At 59.3% G+C, this 15410-nt stretch carries 14 protein-coding genes; 10 read left to right on the top strand and 4 right to left on the bottom strand.

All coding sequences use genetic code 11. The features are described 5' to 3' along the window. The first annotated feature begins 153 nt into the window (after positions 1–153). The 5 genes from F8N12_RS04760 to F8N12_RS04740 all read left to right on the top strand — a co-directional run bounded on the left by F8N12_RS04760 (position 154) and on the right by F8N12_RS04740 (position 6558). Positions 154–1389: a 3-methyl-2-oxobutanoate dehydrogenase (2-methylpropanoyl-transferring) subunit alpha gene (locus F8N12_RS04760; RefSeq protein WP_150579411.1), complete on the top strand. Its 1236-nt coding sequence runs from the start codon at positions 154–156 to the stop codon at positions 1387–1389. Between the two features lies 1 nt (position 1390). Continuing rightward, positions 1391–2449 (top strand): alpha-ketoacid dehydrogenase subunit beta, encoded by a 1059-nt coding sequence (locus F8N12_RS04755; RefSeq protein WP_150579410.1) that lies wholly within the window; start codon positions 1391–1393, stop codon positions 2447–2449. Beyond that, entirely contained in the window at positions 2450–3733 is a 1284-nt protein-coding gene (locus F8N12_RS04750) for a dihydrolipoamide acetyltransferase family protein (protein ID WP_150579409.1), read from the top strand. It abuts the gene before it with no gap. A gap of 3 nt (positions 3734–3736) precedes the next feature. Then, positions 3737–5119 carry a dihydrolipoyl dehydrogenase gene (gene lpdA, locus F8N12_RS04745; RefSeq protein WP_150579408.1) on the top strand — a complete coding sequence of 461 codons (1383 nt, stop codon included), beginning with the start codon at positions 3737–3739 and terminating at the stop codon, positions 5117–5119. A gap of 419 nt (positions 5120–5538) precedes the next feature. Further along, positions 5539–6558, top strand: coding sequence for a branched-chain amino acid aminotransferase (locus tag F8N12_RS04740; RefSeq protein ID WP_150579407.1), 1020 nt, complete (start codon positions 5539–5541; stop codon positions 6556–6558). 52 nt (positions 6559–6610) lie between these two features. Here F8N12_RS04740 and F8N12_RS04735 read toward each other — a convergent pair whose 3' ends face one another. Both F8N12_RS04735 and F8N12_RS04730 read right to left on the bottom strand, forming a co-directional pair. Continuing rightward, entirely contained in the window at positions 6611–7453 is an 843-nt protein-coding gene (locus tag F8N12_RS04735) for a TIGR03915 family putative DNA repair protein (RefSeq protein ID WP_150579406.1), read from the bottom strand. After that, on the bottom strand, positions 7450–8670 hold the full coding sequence (locus F8N12_RS04730; RefSeq protein WP_150579405.1) for a putative DNA modification/repair radical SAM protein: 1221 nt from the start codon (positions 8668–8670) through the stop codon (positions 7450–7452). Before F8N12_RS04730 ends, F8N12_RS04735 begins: the two co-directional genes overlap by 4 nt. A 309-nt stretch (positions 8671–8979) precedes the next feature. On the opposite strand from F8N12_RS04730, the gene F8N12_RS04725 reads away from it, so the two are divergent. After that, complete coding sequence (locus F8N12_RS04725) at positions 8980–9723, top strand: SDR family NAD(P)-dependent oxidoreductase (RefSeq protein WP_150579404.1); 744 nt, start codon at positions 8980–8982, stop codon at positions 9721–9723. 138 nt (positions 9724–9861) lie between these two features. Here the strand turns inward: F8N12_RS04725 and F8N12_RS04720 are convergent, their stop codons facing one another. Next, complete coding sequence (locus F8N12_RS04720) at positions 9862–10200, bottom strand: FKBP-type peptidyl-prolyl cis-trans isomerase (protein ID WP_150579403.1); 339 nt, start codon at positions 10198–10200, stop codon at positions 9862–9864. A gap of 147 nt (positions 10201–10347) precedes the next feature. Between F8N12_RS04720 and F8N12_RS04715 the strand changes: the two genes are divergently transcribed. Both F8N12_RS04715 and F8N12_RS04710 read left to right on the top strand, forming a co-directional pair. Next, positions 10348–11412, top strand: a complete 1065-nt coding sequence (locus F8N12_RS04715; RefSeq protein ID WP_150579402.1) for a M4 family metallopeptidase — start codon at positions 10348–10350, stop codon at positions 11410–11412. Further along, positions 11409–11732 (top strand): protealysin inhibitor emfourin, encoded by a 324-nt coding sequence (locus tag F8N12_RS04710; protein WP_150579401.1) that lies wholly within the window; start codon positions 11409–11411, stop codon positions 11730–11732. The genes F8N12_RS04715 and F8N12_RS04710 overlap by 4 nt, the downstream gene beginning before the upstream one ends. 48 nt (positions 11733–11780) lie before the next feature. Here the strand turns inward: F8N12_RS04710 and F8N12_RS04705 are convergent, their stop codons facing one another. After that, positions 11781–12086 carry an RcnB family protein gene (locus F8N12_RS04705; RefSeq protein ID WP_150579400.1) on the bottom strand — a complete coding sequence of 102 codons (306 nt, stop codon included), beginning with the start codon at positions 12084–12086 and terminating at the stop codon, positions 11781–11783. Positions 12087–12271: 185 nt separating this feature from the next. Between F8N12_RS04705 and F8N12_RS04700 the strand changes: the two genes are divergently transcribed. Continuing rightward, complete coding sequence (locus F8N12_RS04700; protein WP_150579399.1) at positions 12272–14083, top strand: monovalent cation:proton antiporter-2 (CPA2) family protein; 1812 nt, start codon at positions 12272–12274, stop codon at positions 14081–14083. Beyond that, positions 14083–15183, top strand: coding sequence for a DNA alkylation repair protein (locus tag F8N12_RS04695; protein WP_150579398.1), 1101 nt, complete (start codon positions 14083–14085; stop codon positions 15181–15183). Before F8N12_RS04700 ends, F8N12_RS04695 begins: the two co-directional genes overlap by 1 nt. Positions 15184–15410 lie beyond the last annotated feature (227 nt).

Here is a 15410-nt window from a genome sequence, read left to right as displayed (position 1 = left end):
GGTTTTTTATCTCCAAATGATCACCAACGCAATGAAACAGAGATAAATATTCTTCTGCGCCGCGCCTATGATGTTTGTAGGACAAGATTTCCATCACACATGGAATGACGGTCAGCTCACTACAAGAATTTCACAAGATCGAGCGTAGAAGCCATGACTCAAGCATACGAACCGCTGCGCCTGCACGTTCCCGAACCGTCCGGCCGACCAGGCTGTAAAACCGACTTTTCCTACCTGCGGCTGACTGACGCCGGCACGGTGCGCAAACCCGCAATCGACGTAGAACCTGCCGACACGGCTGACCTGGCCAAAGGCCTGATTCGTGTGCTCGACGATCAGGGCAATGCCCTCGGTCCGTGGGCTGAAGGCGTCCCCGTCGAGATCCTGCGCAAAGGCATGCGTGCCATGCTCAAGACGCGGATTTACGACAACCGCATGGTCGTCGCCCAGCGTCAGAAGAAAATGTCGTTCTACATGCAGAGCCTTGGCGAAGAAGCTATCGGCAGCGGTCAGGCCCTCGCGCTGAACGTCGACGACATGTGCTTTCCGACCTATCGCCAGCAAAGCATCCTGATGGCGCGCGAAGTGCCGTTGGTCGATCTGATCTGCCAGCTGCTGTCCAATGAGCGTGATCCGCTCAAGGGTCGTCAATTGCCGATCATGTATTCAGTGAAAGATTCCGGTTTCTTCACTATTTCCGGCAACCTCGCCACCCAGTTCATTCAGGGTGTCGGCTGGGGCATGGCCTCGGCGATCAAGGGCGACACCAAGATCGCATCAGCCTGGATCGGTGACGGCGCTACTGCTGAATCCGACTTTCACACCGCCCTCACCTTCGCCCACGTTTACCGCGCCCCAGTCATCCTGAACGTGGTCAACAACCAATGGGCCATCTCGACATTCCAGGCCATCGCCGGCGGTGAGGCCACCACATTTGCCGGGCGTGGCGTCGGTTGCGGGATTGCCTCCCTGCGGGTCGATGGTAACGATTTCGTCGCGGTTTACGCCGCCTCTGCCTGGGCCGCCGAACGGGCCCGGCGCAATCTAGGCCCGACCATGATCGAATGGGTCACTTATCGCGCCGGCCCGCACTCCACCTCCGATGATCCGTCCAAATACCGTCCGGCCGATGACTGGAGCTTTTTCCCGTTGGGCGATCCCATCGTGCGTCTCAAGCAGCACCTGATCAAGGTTGGCCACTGGTCGGAAGAGGAACACGCCGCCGTCAGCGCCGAGCTCGAAGCCGAAGTAATCGCCGCACAGAAAGAAGCCGAACAATACGGCACCCTTGCCGGCGGCCAGATCCCGAGTGCGGCGACCATGTTCGAAGACGTCTATAAAGAGATGCCGGAGCACTTGAAGCGCCAGCGTCAAGAGTTGGGGGTCTGACATGAACGATCACAACAACAATATTCAGCCGGAAACCGCCATGACTACCACCACCATGACCATGATCCAGGCCCTGCGCTCGGCCATGGATGTGATGCTTGAGCGTGATGACAACGTTGTGGTATTCGGTCAGGACGTCGGCTACTTCGGCGGCGTGTTCCGCTGCACCGAAGGCTTGCAAACCAAATACGGCACCTCCCGCGTATTCGACGCGCCGATTTCCGAAAGCGGCATCGTCGGCGTCGCCGTTGGCATGGGCGCTTATGGGTTGCGGCCGGTGGCAGAGATTCAATTCGCCGACTACGTGTACCCGGCATCGGACCAGATCATTTCCGAAGCCGCCCGCCTGCGTTACCGCTCGGCCGGCGAATTTACCGCACCGATGACCCTGCGCATGCCTTGCGGCGGCGGCATCTATGGTGGCCAGACGCACAGCCAGAGCATCGAAGCGATGTTCACTCAAGTCTGCGGTTTGCGCACGGTCATGCCGTCCAACCCGTACGACGCGAAAGGCCTGTTGATCGCCTCCATCGAAAACGATGACCCGGTGATCTTCCTTGAGCCAAAACGCCTGTACAACGGCCCGTTCGATGGCCACCACGATCGCCCTGTCACGCCGTGGTCGAAGCACCCTGCCGCGCAAGTGCCGGACGGATACTACACCGTGCCGCTCGACGTTGCGGCCATTACCCGCCCGGGCAAGGACGTCACGATCCTGACCTACGGCACCACTGTCTATGTGTCGCAAGTAGCCGCCGAAGAAACCGGCATCGACGCCGAAGTCATCGACCTGCGCAGCCTGTGGCCGCTGGACCTCGAAACCATCGTCAAATCGGTGAAAAAGACCGGCCGTTGCGTGGTCGTTCACGAAGCCACTCGCACCTGCGGGTTCGGCGCCGAACTGGCCGCCCTGGTGCAAGAGCACTGCTTCCATCACCTGGAAGCGCCAATCGAGCGTGTAACCGGTTGGGACACTCCTTACCCGCACGCGCAAGAGTGGGCGTATTTCCCAGGGCCGTCCCGAGTGGGCGCGGCGTTGAAACGGGTCATGGAGGTCTGAATGGGCACGCACGTTATTAAAATGCCGGACATTGGCGAAGGCATTGCAGAAGTTGAATTGTCAGTCTGGCACGTCAAGGTCGGCGACATGGTCGTCGAAGATCAGGTATTGGCCGATGTCATGACCGACAAGGCGATGGTCGACATTCCATCGCCGGTGCACGGCAAAGTGATTGCCCTGGGCGGTGTGCCGGGCGAAGTCATGGCGGTCGGCAGTGTATTGATAAGCATTGAGGTGGAAGGCGCGGGCAATGTGAGAGAGTCGGCTCAGCCGGCGGCGGTTGCTGCGAAAGAAGCGCCGGCTGCCGTGCCGAAAGTCGAGCCTGTCGCTGAAAGCAAACCCGCTGTGGCTGCGACTGCATCGCCACGCACAGCGGTTTGCCCGGGTCCGATGGTGGCACGTGAAGCAGATGAGCGCCCATTGGCCTCGCCGGCTGTGCGCAAACATGCGCTCGACCTCGGTATCCAGTTGCGCCTGGTGCGCGGCACTGGCCCAGCGGGTCGGGTCTTGCACGAAGACCTGGATGCTTATCTGGCTCAGGGTCAGTCAAACGCATCGACCGCCGCCAGCGCTTACGCCGAACGCAACGACGAAGAACAGATTCCGGTCATCGGCATGCGCCGCAAGATTGCCCAGCGCATGCAGGATGCGACTCAACGTGCGGCACACTTCAGTTATGTCGAAGAAATCGATGTGACGGCGGTGGAAGAACTGCGCGCTCACCTGAACGAAAAACATGGCGCCACTCGCGGCAAGCTGACGTTGTTGCCATTCCTGGTACGCGCTCTGGTCGTCGCCCTGCGCGACTTCCCACAGATCAACGCCCGCTATGACGACGAAGCGCAGGTCATCACCCGCCTTGGCGCGGTGCATGTGGGCATCGCCACGCAAGCCGACATCGGCTTGATGGTCCCCGTGGTGCGTCACGCCGAAGCTCGTAGCCTGTGGGACAACGCGGCGGAAATCTCACGCCTGGCCACAGCTGCGCGCACTGGCAAGGCCAACCGCGATGAGCTTTCGGGCTCAAGCATCACCCTGACCAGCCTCGGCGCCTTGGGCGGCATCGTCAGCACGCCAGTACTGAACCTGCCGGAAGTGGCGATCGTGGGCGTGAACAAAATCGTCGAACGGCCGATGGTGGTCAAAGGCCAGGTCGTGATCCGCAAGATGATGAACCTCTCCAGCTCCTTCGATCACCGTGTGGTCGATGGCATGGACGCGGCGCTATTCATCCAGGCCATTCGTGGCTTGCTCGAACAACCCGCCACCTTGTTCATGGAGTAAACGATGCAGACTTTGCACACCACACTGCTGATCATCGGCGGCGGCCCCGGCGGTTATGTGACGGCTATTCGCGCTGGCCAACTGGGCATTTCGACCATTCTGGTGGAAGGCGAATCCCTGGGCGGCACGTGCCTGAACATCGGCTGCATTCCATCGAAGGCGCTGATCCACGTGGCTGAACAGTTTCACCAGACACAGCAGCACAGCCAGCACTCGGCGCTGGGCATCAGCGTGTCGGCGCCGACCCTCGACATCAGCAAAAGCGTCGAGTGGAAGGACGGCATTGTCGACCGCCTGACCACCGGCGTCGCAGCGCTGCTGAAAAAGAACAAGGTTCAGGTCATTGAGGGCTGGGCCAAGGTCATTGACGGCAAGACTGTTGACGTCGGCGACACGCGGATCCAGTGCGAGCATCTGGTGCTGGCCACCGGTTCGAAAAGCGTGAACCTGCCGATGTTGCCCATTGGCGGCGCGGTAGTTTCTTCCACTGAAGCGCTGGCACCTCAGTCGCTCCCCAAGCGGTTGATCGTGGTCGGCGGTGGGTATATCGGTCTTGAGTTGGGAATCGCTTATCGTAAGCTGGGCGCGGATGTCAGCGTGGTCGAGGCGCAGGATCGTATCCTGCCGGCCTATGACGCCGAGCTGACCCAACCGGTGCACGACGAACTGAAAAAGCTTGGGGTGAAGCTTTACTTGAAGCATAGCGTTCAAGGCTTTGATGCTGCAGGGAATATTTTGCAGGTGTCGACCCCCGATGGGGTCGCGTTGAATCTGGAAAGTGATCAGATTCTGGTGGCTGTCGGCCGCAAACCGAATACCCAAGGCTGGAACCTCGAAGCCCTCAACCTGGACATGAACGGCTCGGCGATCAAAATCGACAGTCGTTGCCAGACCAGCATGCGCAATGTCTACGCCATCGGCGACCTGAGCGGCGAACCGATGCTCGCGCACCGAGCGATGGCTCAAGGCGAGATGGTTGCCGAGTTGATCAGCGGCAAATCCCGCGAATTCAACCCGACCGCCATTGCGGCAGTGTGCTTTACCGATCCGGAACTGGTGGTGGTCGGCAAAACGCCGGACGACGCCAAGGCGGCGGGTCTGGACTGTATTGTCTCGAACTTCCCGTTCGCCGCGAACGGTCGGGCGATGACGCTGGAATCGAAAAGCGGTTTTGTCCGGGTCGTGGCGCGTCGCGACAATCATGTGATTGTCGGCTGGCAAGCGGTGGGTGTTGGCGTGTCGGAATTGTCGAGCGCATTTGCCCAGAGCCTGGAAATGGGCGCACGACTGGAAGACATCGCGGGCACCATCCACGCGCACCCGACCTTGGGCGAGGCGGTGCAGGAAGCGGCGTTGCGGGCGCTCGGTCACGCGTTGCACCTGTAATTCGCACGCAATCCTGTAGCAGCTGCCGAGCACCGCGAGGCTGCGTTCGGCGACGAAGTCGACGTGCTCCGTTAAATTCGTCTCACTGCAATTCAAGGTTAGACGACGGTGTTGCGCTGAACGCAACCTCGCGGTGCTCGGCAGCTGCTACAGATGTGCCACCGGGCGAGGCTGCGTTCGGCGACGAAGTCGACGTGCTCCGTTACATTCGTCTTACTGCAATTTAAGGTTAGACGGCGGTGTTGCGCTGAACGCAGCCTCGCGGTGCTTGGCAGCTGCTACGGGGACATGTGCCGCCGGGATATAGAGTTCACATTGCGGGCTGCGAAATGGGTACGGAATGAAGTATTGTTGTCCCCATCTAAAATATGTCAGAAGCCTTGAACCGCTTCGGCGGTTGTTCAGTGATAGAGGGTGTCATGGGTAACGAAAGCATCAATTGGGACAAGCTGGGTTTTGACTACATCAAGACAGACAAGCGTTTCTTGTCGTACTGGCGTAACGGCTCCTGGGACGAAGGCACCCTGACCGAAGACAATGTGCTGCACATCAGCGAAGGCTCCACTGCCCTTCACTATGGTCAGCAATGCTTCGAAGGCATGAAGGCCTATCGTTGCAAGGACGGTTCGATCAACCTCTTCCGCCCCGATCAAAACGCCCTGCGCATGCAGCGCAGCTGTGCACGCCTGTTGATGCCGTTCGTTGAAACCGAGCAGTTCATCGAGGCCTGCAAGGCAGTAGTTCGCGCCAACGAACGTTTCATTCCGCCATACGGCACTGGCGGCGCGCTGTACCTGCGTCCGTTCGTGATCGGTGTGGGTGACAACATCGGCGTGCGCACTGCGCCCGAATTCATCTTTTCGATTTTCTGCATCCCGGTGGGTGCCTACTTCAAGGGCGGACTCACCCCGCATAACTTCCTGATCTCCAGCTTTGACCGTGCGGCTCCGCAAGGCACCGGCGCGGCCAAGGTCGGTGGCAACTACGCCGCCAGCTTGATGCCAGGTTCCCAGGCAAAGAAAGCGAATTTCGCCGACTGCATCTACCTGGACCCGATGACCCATTCGAAAATCGAAGAAGTCGGCTCGGCCAACTTCTTCGGGATCACCCACGACGACAAGTTCATCACGCCGAAGTCGCCTTCGGTTCTACCGGGCATCACTCGCCTGTCACTGATCGAACTGGCCAGTTCCCGCCTGGGCCTGGAAGTGATTGAAGGTGACGTGTTCATCGACAAGCTGTCGGACTTCAAGGAAGCCGGCGCCTGCGGTACTGCTGCCGTGATCACCCCGATTGGCGGCATCAACTACAACGATCACCTGCACGTGTTCCACAGCGAAACCGAAGTCGGCCCGGTCACCCAGAAGCTCTACAAAGAGCTGACCGGTGTACAGACCGGTGACATCGAAGCGCCGCCAGGCTGGATCGTCAAAGTCTAACCAGACATCGGCGGCACCAGGCCCCCAATTGCTCGCGCAATCGGGGGCTTTTTCATGAGCTTTGATTGCGCTCCTGCTCACCCAAGGCGATGCGCTTGCCACCCCTGCCCTTGATGCTGCTGGCTTGACCATCCTGCTGTTTACCGGTGCGCGCCTGGGTGATCAGCCCGGGAATCAGCGCACCCTCCGGCAAATTTTTCCAGAAGCGCGCTGGCAAATGCCCTTGCATGACTTTCGGATTCAGCCGCGCCGGATTAAAAATGTGGCTGTAATACGTCAGCCACATCTGCCCGTGGGGATCATCAACGTTTTTCGCCAGTTGCTGCCATTCCGGCGGGCATAGCCGCTGGTGAATCAATTGTTCACCGTCGTAGTAAACGCCGTCGCGGGGCGTGGCGATCAACCAGCGATGGCGGCCCATGCGCCCGATGAAATGCTCACTGGCGCTGTGCAGGATGTCGTGCGCCGGCTCATGCCAGGCAACATACTGCGGCCCCTCGCTGAGCGGTGTTTCGACAAAACGAACGAACGCATGCAGATGGTGGGCTTCGCGCCGGACCTGCTTGATTCTGCGTTGCAATTCGCTGCCCAGTTTGTCACCGGCCATCATCGCCGTGCGGTCACCATGACTGACCCGCCACAGCACTTCATATAGAACGCTCCAGCGCTGATCTCCCCGATAGCGCGCTGCACTTTCGAGGGTTTCGAGCAATGCTCGTGGGATCCTCGCTTGAAACGGCCCCTGAGTGTCCGGCGGTGCGTTGTCGCTGGCAAACAGGTCGGCGACTCCTTCGCTGGCCCAGCTCACCCGGCTGGGATCGACCTCATGGCTGAGCAGCCAGCGGGCCTGCTGACGCCAGGTCTCGAACAAGTCGTCGCAGTCGAGGTTGATCATCCCCACAACCCCATCTGCTGCGGTTGTGGCCGGTCGCGAAGCTGCTGATAAAGCATGTGGCTAGTGACCTCGGCCTGCTGCGGATGGTAATCGCTGGTAATGAAAAACGGCTTGGCCTTGGCCAGGACGCAACGCATCCGCGCGAGGTCTTCATAGCGGATTCGACGCTGCTGGCGCAACGCGACCAAGCGCTCGGTGGTACGCAGGCCGATCCCGGGAATGCGCGCGATCAAGGATGCTTCAGCGCGATTGAGGTCCAGTGGAAAAACCTCGCGATTCTGCAACGCCCAGGCCAGCTTCGGGTCGATGTCGAGCGCCAGATGCCCAGGGCCCTTGAACAGTTCTCCTGCCTTGAAGCCGTAACTGCGCAACAGAAAATCAGCCTGATACAAACGGTGCTCCCGCATCAATGGCGGCGCAGCTAACGGCACGCTTTTCGGACTGTTTGGAATCGGGCTGAACGCCGAGTAATACACCCGGCGCAGTTTGTAATTGCCGTACAGCGCCTGCGCGCCGTGAAGAATGGTGCTGTCGTCAGTGTCATCGGCGCCGACGATCATTTGCGTGCTCTGCCCGGCCGGGGCGAACTTCGGCGAACGTGGCTCATTGAGCACCGTCTGTTCGCCGGTGTAGATGGTTTTCATCGCTTGCTTGATCGAGACCAGCTGCTTCTCAGGCGCGAGGGTTTGCAAGCTTGCATCGGTCGGCAGTTCGATATTGACGCTGAGGCGATCGGCGTACCGCCCCGCTTCCGCGATCAGCGCCGGGTCGGCCTCGGGAATGGTCTTGAGGTGGATGTAGCCGCGAAACTCATGCTCTTCGCGCAGCAGCCTGGCCACACGGATCAACTGCTCCATGGTGTAGTCGGCTGATCGAATGATCCCGGAGCTGAGAAACAGCCCGCTGACGCAGTTGCGTCGGTAAAAATCCATCGTCAGTGCCACCACTTCTTCGGGCGTGAAGCGTGCACGCGGCACGTCACTCGAACGCCGGTTGACGCAGTACTGGCAGTCATACAGACAAAAATTGGTCAGGAGGATTTTCAGCAGCGAAACGCAGCGCCCGTCCGGCGTATAGCTGTGGCAAATACCCATGCCATTGGTTGAACCGAGTCCGCTCTTGCTCTCGGAACTGCGCTTGGGCGCGCCACTGCTGGCGCAGGACGCGTCGTACTTGGCGGCGTCGGCGAGGATGCTGAGCTTGTCGATGAGTTCCATAAGGGCACGCTTTTCCACTGTGTGGATGTACAGTAAAGCGTCCAGATCATTGAAACAAGTCGCTAACCGACCCTTGGTCGGGACGGGCAGCTCTGCACGAATCGTTGGCGCAGGCAGAGCGACGTCATAATGACTTCATCGTTTGTCTTTATGACTCTTTATGCGAATAGTCATAAAAACTACACCACCTGCCCAAGCCAGGTTTTATAAGGCCTGCATAACTGGCGCGAATATTGAACTGTAGGCACAGCGCTCAACGATTTCGATCGCTGCAGTTATCAGGTCAATCATCAGAAGAGGACTCGCGGTATGCACAATGAATTTCTGAATCGCCTCGCCGTTGTCACCGGCGCCAGCTCCGGAATCGGCCTGGCCGTTACCCGACTGTTATTGGAACGTGGCTCGCGCGTGCTGGCGATGTCACGTCAAGTGGGCGATCTGGCAACGCTGGCAGAAGGTTATGACGGGCAGCTGAGTTGGGTTGCCGGCGACGTAACGCGCGCAGAGGATTTGGCCAGGCTGGCCCAACGAGCGAAAGATTTAGGCCCCGTCGATTTTGTTGTGCCTAACGCGGGCATTGCGCAATTGGCTGACGGTCTGGATGTATCGGCGTTCGATCGACAATGGGCGGTCAATGGTGCGGGGGCATTGAACACCCTGGGCAGCTTGCGCGACCACCTTGCCGAATCGGCCTCGGTGGTGTTCATCGGTACGTTTCTGGCGGGGGTGACGTTTCCGGGTCTGGCGGCCTACATCGCTTCGAAAACGGCACTCATCGCACATGTCCGCACCCTGGCCGTTGAGCTCGCGCCTTTGGGTATTCGCATCAACACCGTATCGCCAGGCCCTACCGCGACGCCGATCTGGTCCACGTTGGGTCTGGCGGATGAACAACTGGGTGAGGTCGCAAACGTGGTCAATCAACGTTTACTGGACGGCAAATTCCTGGAGCCGGATGCGGTAGCGGAGGTGATTCTGTTTCAGCTCGGGCGTGGAGCGCGCAGCGTTTATGGGCAGGATTGGGTTGTGGATAGTGGGTATACCCTGCGATAAGTTGGGCCTGCTCGCGAAAGCGCTGGGTCAAGTGACGTATAAGTTAAATGACCGGGCGCCTTCGCGAGCAATCTTTGTTCCTACGGATACGTGCAGCGCCCGGTATTGCGTTGCTGCCACCTCACAGCAGGGGGTTGGTCAATCATCCCGCGTCAGCACCTCCAGCAGCTCGATTTCGAAAACCAGATCCGAATTTGGCGGAATCGACCCCATGGTCCGCTCGCCATAGCCCAAATGCGCCGGCACCTGCAGTCTGCGCTTGCCGCCGACACGCATTCCCATGATCCCCTGGTCCCAGCCTTTGATGACTCGCCCCGTCCCGATCACACACTGAAACGGTTTGCCACGGCTATAGGAAGAATCAAACTCGGTACCATCCTCCAGCCACCCGCGATACTGCGTGGTGATCAGCGCGCCTTTGACGGCAGCCTTTCCCTCACCCCACTTCAGATCAACAATCTGCAATTCGTCGTTCATGCGCCTTACTCGTCAACTGTCGCCCGAATGTAACGGGCGCGAACGGAGGTTTTCGCAGAATTGGCCCGTATTGGCAATCCATGGAACCGAAAGCCTGCCCGCCCCCTCACATGAGTAACGACTTCGTACTCGGGTAAGGATGCTCTGATGACCGACTCACGACCGCTGCACAGTTTCATTCCTCCCTACATCCTCAACCGAATCATTGCTCATGGTTCTGAGCGTCAGCGCTCCAGCGCCCAGACCACGCTGACCCATGTCCGCACACTTCGACACACTCCCGCCCCGCCGCAACGCCCACCCGCTACTACACTTCTGCCGCAACCTGGCAAACCTGGCCTGGCGCAACGCAGCGTCCATGACGCGCAGGGCAAAATGCTTTTGCCCGGGATGCCCGCCCGGCTTGAGGGCCAACCCGCCACAGGCGACCCGGCGGTGGACGAAGCCTACGATGCCCTGGGCGCCAGCCATGATTTTTTCTGGAAGGTATTCGGTCGTGACTCCATCGACAATCAGGGCTTTGCGCTGATCGGCAGTGTCCATTACGGGCAAGACTATGAGAATGCTTTCTGGAACGGCGCACAGATGGTGTTCGGTGACGGCGATGGCGAGATTTTCGAACGTTTCACTCGTTCACTGGACGTCATCGGCCACGAACTTTCCCACGGTGTGATCGAAAGTGAAGCGGGCTTGATTTACGCCAATCAATCCGGCGCCTTGAACGAGTCGATTTCAGACGTCTTTGGTGTACTGATCAAACAATATGTGCTGGGGCAGACAGCAGCAGAGGCCGACTGGCTGATCGGCGCCGACCTGCTCACGCCTCGAATCAAAGGTATTGGCTTGCGCTCGATGTCGCATCCGGGCACCGCCTATGACGACCCGCTGCTCGGCAAGGACCCACAACCGGATCACATGCGCAGATTCGTCATCACCCAGGAGGACAACGGCGGCGTGCACATCAACTCCGGCATTCCCAACCGCGCCTTTTATCTGGCGGCCGTGGCGCTGGGCGGATTTGCCTGGGAGAAAGCCGGACGCATCTGGTATGACACATTGTGCGATAAGCAACTGTCCAGCGAGGCGACATTCGAAGCGTTCGCGATGTTGACCGTAGCGCATGCGCGCAGGCATTTTGGCGCGGATGAGGTTCGAGCGGTCGCTCAAGCCTGGACTGAAGTGGGGGTCAAACTGACTGAGGAGGCTGCATGAAAATCCTGCCGACATTGGGCGATGAGGCCGTAGTGCGCCTCTCGCGGCAAGGCGGTTTTGCGCCGATCCATGCGCTTTCACGCCCTCGCGAAATCGAGTTCGCGCAATGCGATATCGATCAGCGCACGCGCATCTGCACAATACTCGAAGGTTGCCTGCCACTGAATCAGGAAAGCTCAGGCAAGAATGACCAGCGCTTTTACGAAATCGAAGTGCGCTATCGCCTGAATGAAAAGGATGACCGGATGGTGCTGAAAGTTCCTGAGGACAAAGCGCCTGGCGAGTTGGTGCATTTGTGGGACAAAGGGGAAATGATCTGAAGGCGTAGCGTTCTGGCCCTCCATGGCCAGCGGATCACAGAAGACCGATCACTTTTTCTTGACCGGGGTGATTTCCACGATCGTACCGTTGGTGGTCTTCACGCGCATGTACTTGCCATTGTTCTCAACCCACTGTTCTTCTTCCCCAGGCGCTTTCAGGCCTTTGGCTTTCCAGTCGATGGCCTTGTCGGAACGCATGTAAATGTCCGGAGCGCGATCGTTTTCGACCAGCTCGCGGGTATTGGTGGAGCTAGGCTGAACAGTCTTGTGCGGCTCATCTGCCTGAACCGTCGCGCTGACACCGGCCATCCCGGCAACAAGGGCAAGGCTGGCAATAAGGGTCTTGTTGTTCATGGGTGAACCTCCGGTAATGTTTTCATGACAGCACTCCGACTGCGGCGTTAACGAAACATTCCGTAATGATGCGCGTAAATGCGCAACAACCGCTCATTCATACAATCTTCCACGTCTCGGGCTGACGTTCGCCACCTCACGCTTTATCCTTGTTGCCCCCGCCGTATCCAGTTCTGGAGTTCTCCATGCCCCATGAAGGCAACCTGTTGCAAGCCGCCGTCGTGTTCCTGTTGGCGGCCGTGCTCACCGTTCCGCTGGCCAAGCGCCTGCAGCTGGGGGCTGTGCTCGGGTATTTGTTTGCCGGGGTGATCATTGGCCCGTCGGTGCTGGGATTGATCGGTAATCCGCAAAGCGTCAGCCATTTCTCGGAACTCGGGGTGGTGTTGCTGCTGTTCATTATTGGTCTGGAGCTGTCGCCGCGACGTTTGTGGGTAATGCGCAAAGCGGTGTTCGGCGTCGGCCTGGCGCAGGTGCTGCTGACGGCCTCGGTGATCGGCGTCGTCGCGTTGTATGGGTTCGGGCAGGCGCTGAACAGTGCCATCGTGCTGGGCTTGGGTCTGGCGCTCTCTTCCACCGCGTTTGGCCTGCAAAGCCTGGCCGAACGCAAGGAACTGACCAGCCCCCACGGGCGGCTGGCGTTCGCGATCCTGTTGTTCCAGGACATCGCCGCGATCCCGCTCATCGCCATGGTGCCGCTGCTGGCCGGCAGCGATCACACCAACAGCACGGCCGAAGACATCAATCACGGCTTGCGCGTATTGGGCAGCATTGCCGTGGTGGTGATCGGCGGACGTTATCTGCTGCGCCCGGTGTTTCGCGTGGTGGCCAAAACCGGTTTGCCTGAAGTCTCGACAGCCACGGCGTTGCTGGTGGTTATCGGCACGGCGTGGTTGATGGATCAGGTCGGCGTGTCCATGGCGCTGGGGGCGTTCCTCGCCGGATTACTGCTGGCGGATTCTGAATACCGCCACGAACTGGAAGCGCAGATCGAACCGTTCAAGGGTTTGCTGCTGGGCCTGTTTTTCATCAGCGTCGGCATGGGCGCGAATCTGAGCTTGCTGCTGAGTGCGCCGATTACCGTGCTGGGACTGACGCTGTTGTTGATTGCCATCAAGCTGCCGCTGTTGTTTGCCGTCGGTCGCCTGGCGGGCGGCCTGGGCAAGGTCAGTGCGATTCGCCTCGGCATCGTATTGGCAGCAGGTGGTGAATTCGCCTTCGTGGTGTTCAAGATCGGCCGCGACCAAGGTTTATTCGAACCACGCCTGTACGATTTGCTGGTGTTGACAATTACTCTGTCCATGGCCGTCACGCCGTTGCTGCTGTTGGTTTGCGCGCGATTGGTCAGCCCGAAGGTGCAACCGGTGGTGGTCCCGGAACAATTTCGCGAGATCGACACCGACGAGCCGCGCGTGGTGATTGCCGGCATGGGCCGGATGGGGCAGATCGTGGCGCGGATCCTGCGGGCGCAAAACATCAGGTTTGTCGCCCTCGATACGTCGGTGGAGACGATCGAGCTGTCGCGTAGTTTTGGCGGCGTGCCAGTGTTCTACGGCGACCCGATGCGACCGGAAATCCTCAGCGCGGCCAAGGTCGAGCAGGCCGAATATTTTGTGATCGCCACGGACGATCCGGAAACCAACATCAAAACGGCCGAGGTGGTACATCGCTTGTACCCGCACATCAAGATCATCGCCCGAGCCCGAAACCGTCAGCATGTGCACCGGCTGGTCGACCTCGGTGCCGAGGCGATTCGCGAGACCTATTATTCGAGCCTGGAAATGAGCCGGCGCACGCTGGTCGGATTGGGCCTGACCCAAGCGCAGGCCGATGCGCGGATCAAGCGCTTCAAGCATCACGATGAGCAAGTGCTGGAAGCGCAGCACGCGGTATACGACGATGCCGCGAAGGTGCTGCAGACCGCCCAGGAAGCCCGGGCGGAATTGGCGAAGCTGTTCGAATCCGACCAGCTGGAAGAGCAATCGGCGAGGAATCACTGATGGCTGCCGATCAACCCGCCCCTGCCCTCAAGGAAATTTTCAACGCGGCCCGCCTTGAGCACATCGCCTGCGAAATGATCGCGGTCTACCCGGCGTTCGACGCTAGAGCATTCCTTGAAATGGCCAACGAGGGGCTGGCCGAACTGTCGATCATGCAACGCATGGCCCGGGTCAGCGAATCGTTACATGCCGTATTGCCGCTCGATTTTGAACAATCACTCAAGGTGCTGTACGCCCTTGCCCCGCGCCTGAATAGTGGCTTTGTCAGCATCTCACTGCCGCATTATGTGGCGATGTATGGCGTTCGCGACTTCGAACGGTCCATGGCAGCGCTTAAATACTTCACCACGTTCGGCTCTGCAGAATTTGCGATCCGGTATTTTTTGCGCAGTGACTTTGAGCGCACCCTGGCGGTGATGCATGAATGGTCGCTGGATGAAAATGAACATGTGCGGCGCCTGTCCAGTGAGGGCAGTCGACCGCGTTTGCCGTGGTCGTTTCGCCTCGAGCCCATTCAGGCGGACCCAACGCTTGCGGCGACGATCCTCGATAACCTCAAGGCCGACGAAAGTCTGTACGTGCGCAAATCGGTGGCCAACCACCTCAACGACATCACCAAGGTCCACCCCGAGTGGGTGCTCGACCTCATTGAAGGCTGGTCGCTGGACAACCGCCATACGGCGTGGATTGCCAGACATGCACTGCGCAGTCTGATCAAACAGGGCAACAACCGCGCACTGGCGATCATCGGCGCGGGCGGCAAACCTGAGGTTGAGATCATTGCTGCGAACGTTGAACCCGCGGTCGTCAGGCTCGGGGAGAAAATCACCCTGTCGTTCACCGTCAAATCGACTGTCGAGAACAGTCAACGGCTGGTGATCGATTACGCCATCGACTACGTAAAGGCCAACGGCAGCACCTCGGCAAAGGTGTTCAAACTCAAGGCCCTGACACTGCCCGGCAAGAGCAGCGAATTCGTGGCGCGCAGTCAGCAGATCAAGGAACTCACAACCCGTAGACACTACGCCGGACGCCACGCCGTGCACATCCTGGTCAACGGCGAACGCCTGGCCAGCAGTGAATTCGAAATAGTGCCTTGATGCAAAGGCGATCTGGAGGCGATCCGCTGTGGGAGCGAGCCTGCTCGCGAAGCGGTGCGCCAGTCGCTATTCAATTGACTGACCCGGCCCCATCGCGAGCAGGCTCGCTCCCACAATAATCCAGTGCGAACGCCAAGTTCGTGGTCTTCGCAGATCCCCTGTGGGAGCGAGCTTGCCCGCGATGAGGTCGGGACAGCCAGCAGATATCTTGCGGCTGACACATCGCT

The sequence above is a fragment of the Pseudomonas fluorescens genome (genome assembly GCF_902497625.1).
Taxonomy (GTDB): Bacteria; Pseudomonadota; Gammaproteobacteria; order Pseudomonadales; family Pseudomonadaceae; genus Aquipseudomonas; species Aquipseudomonas fluorescens_BQ.
This window is presented reverse-complemented; position numbering and strand designations above follow the sequence as displayed.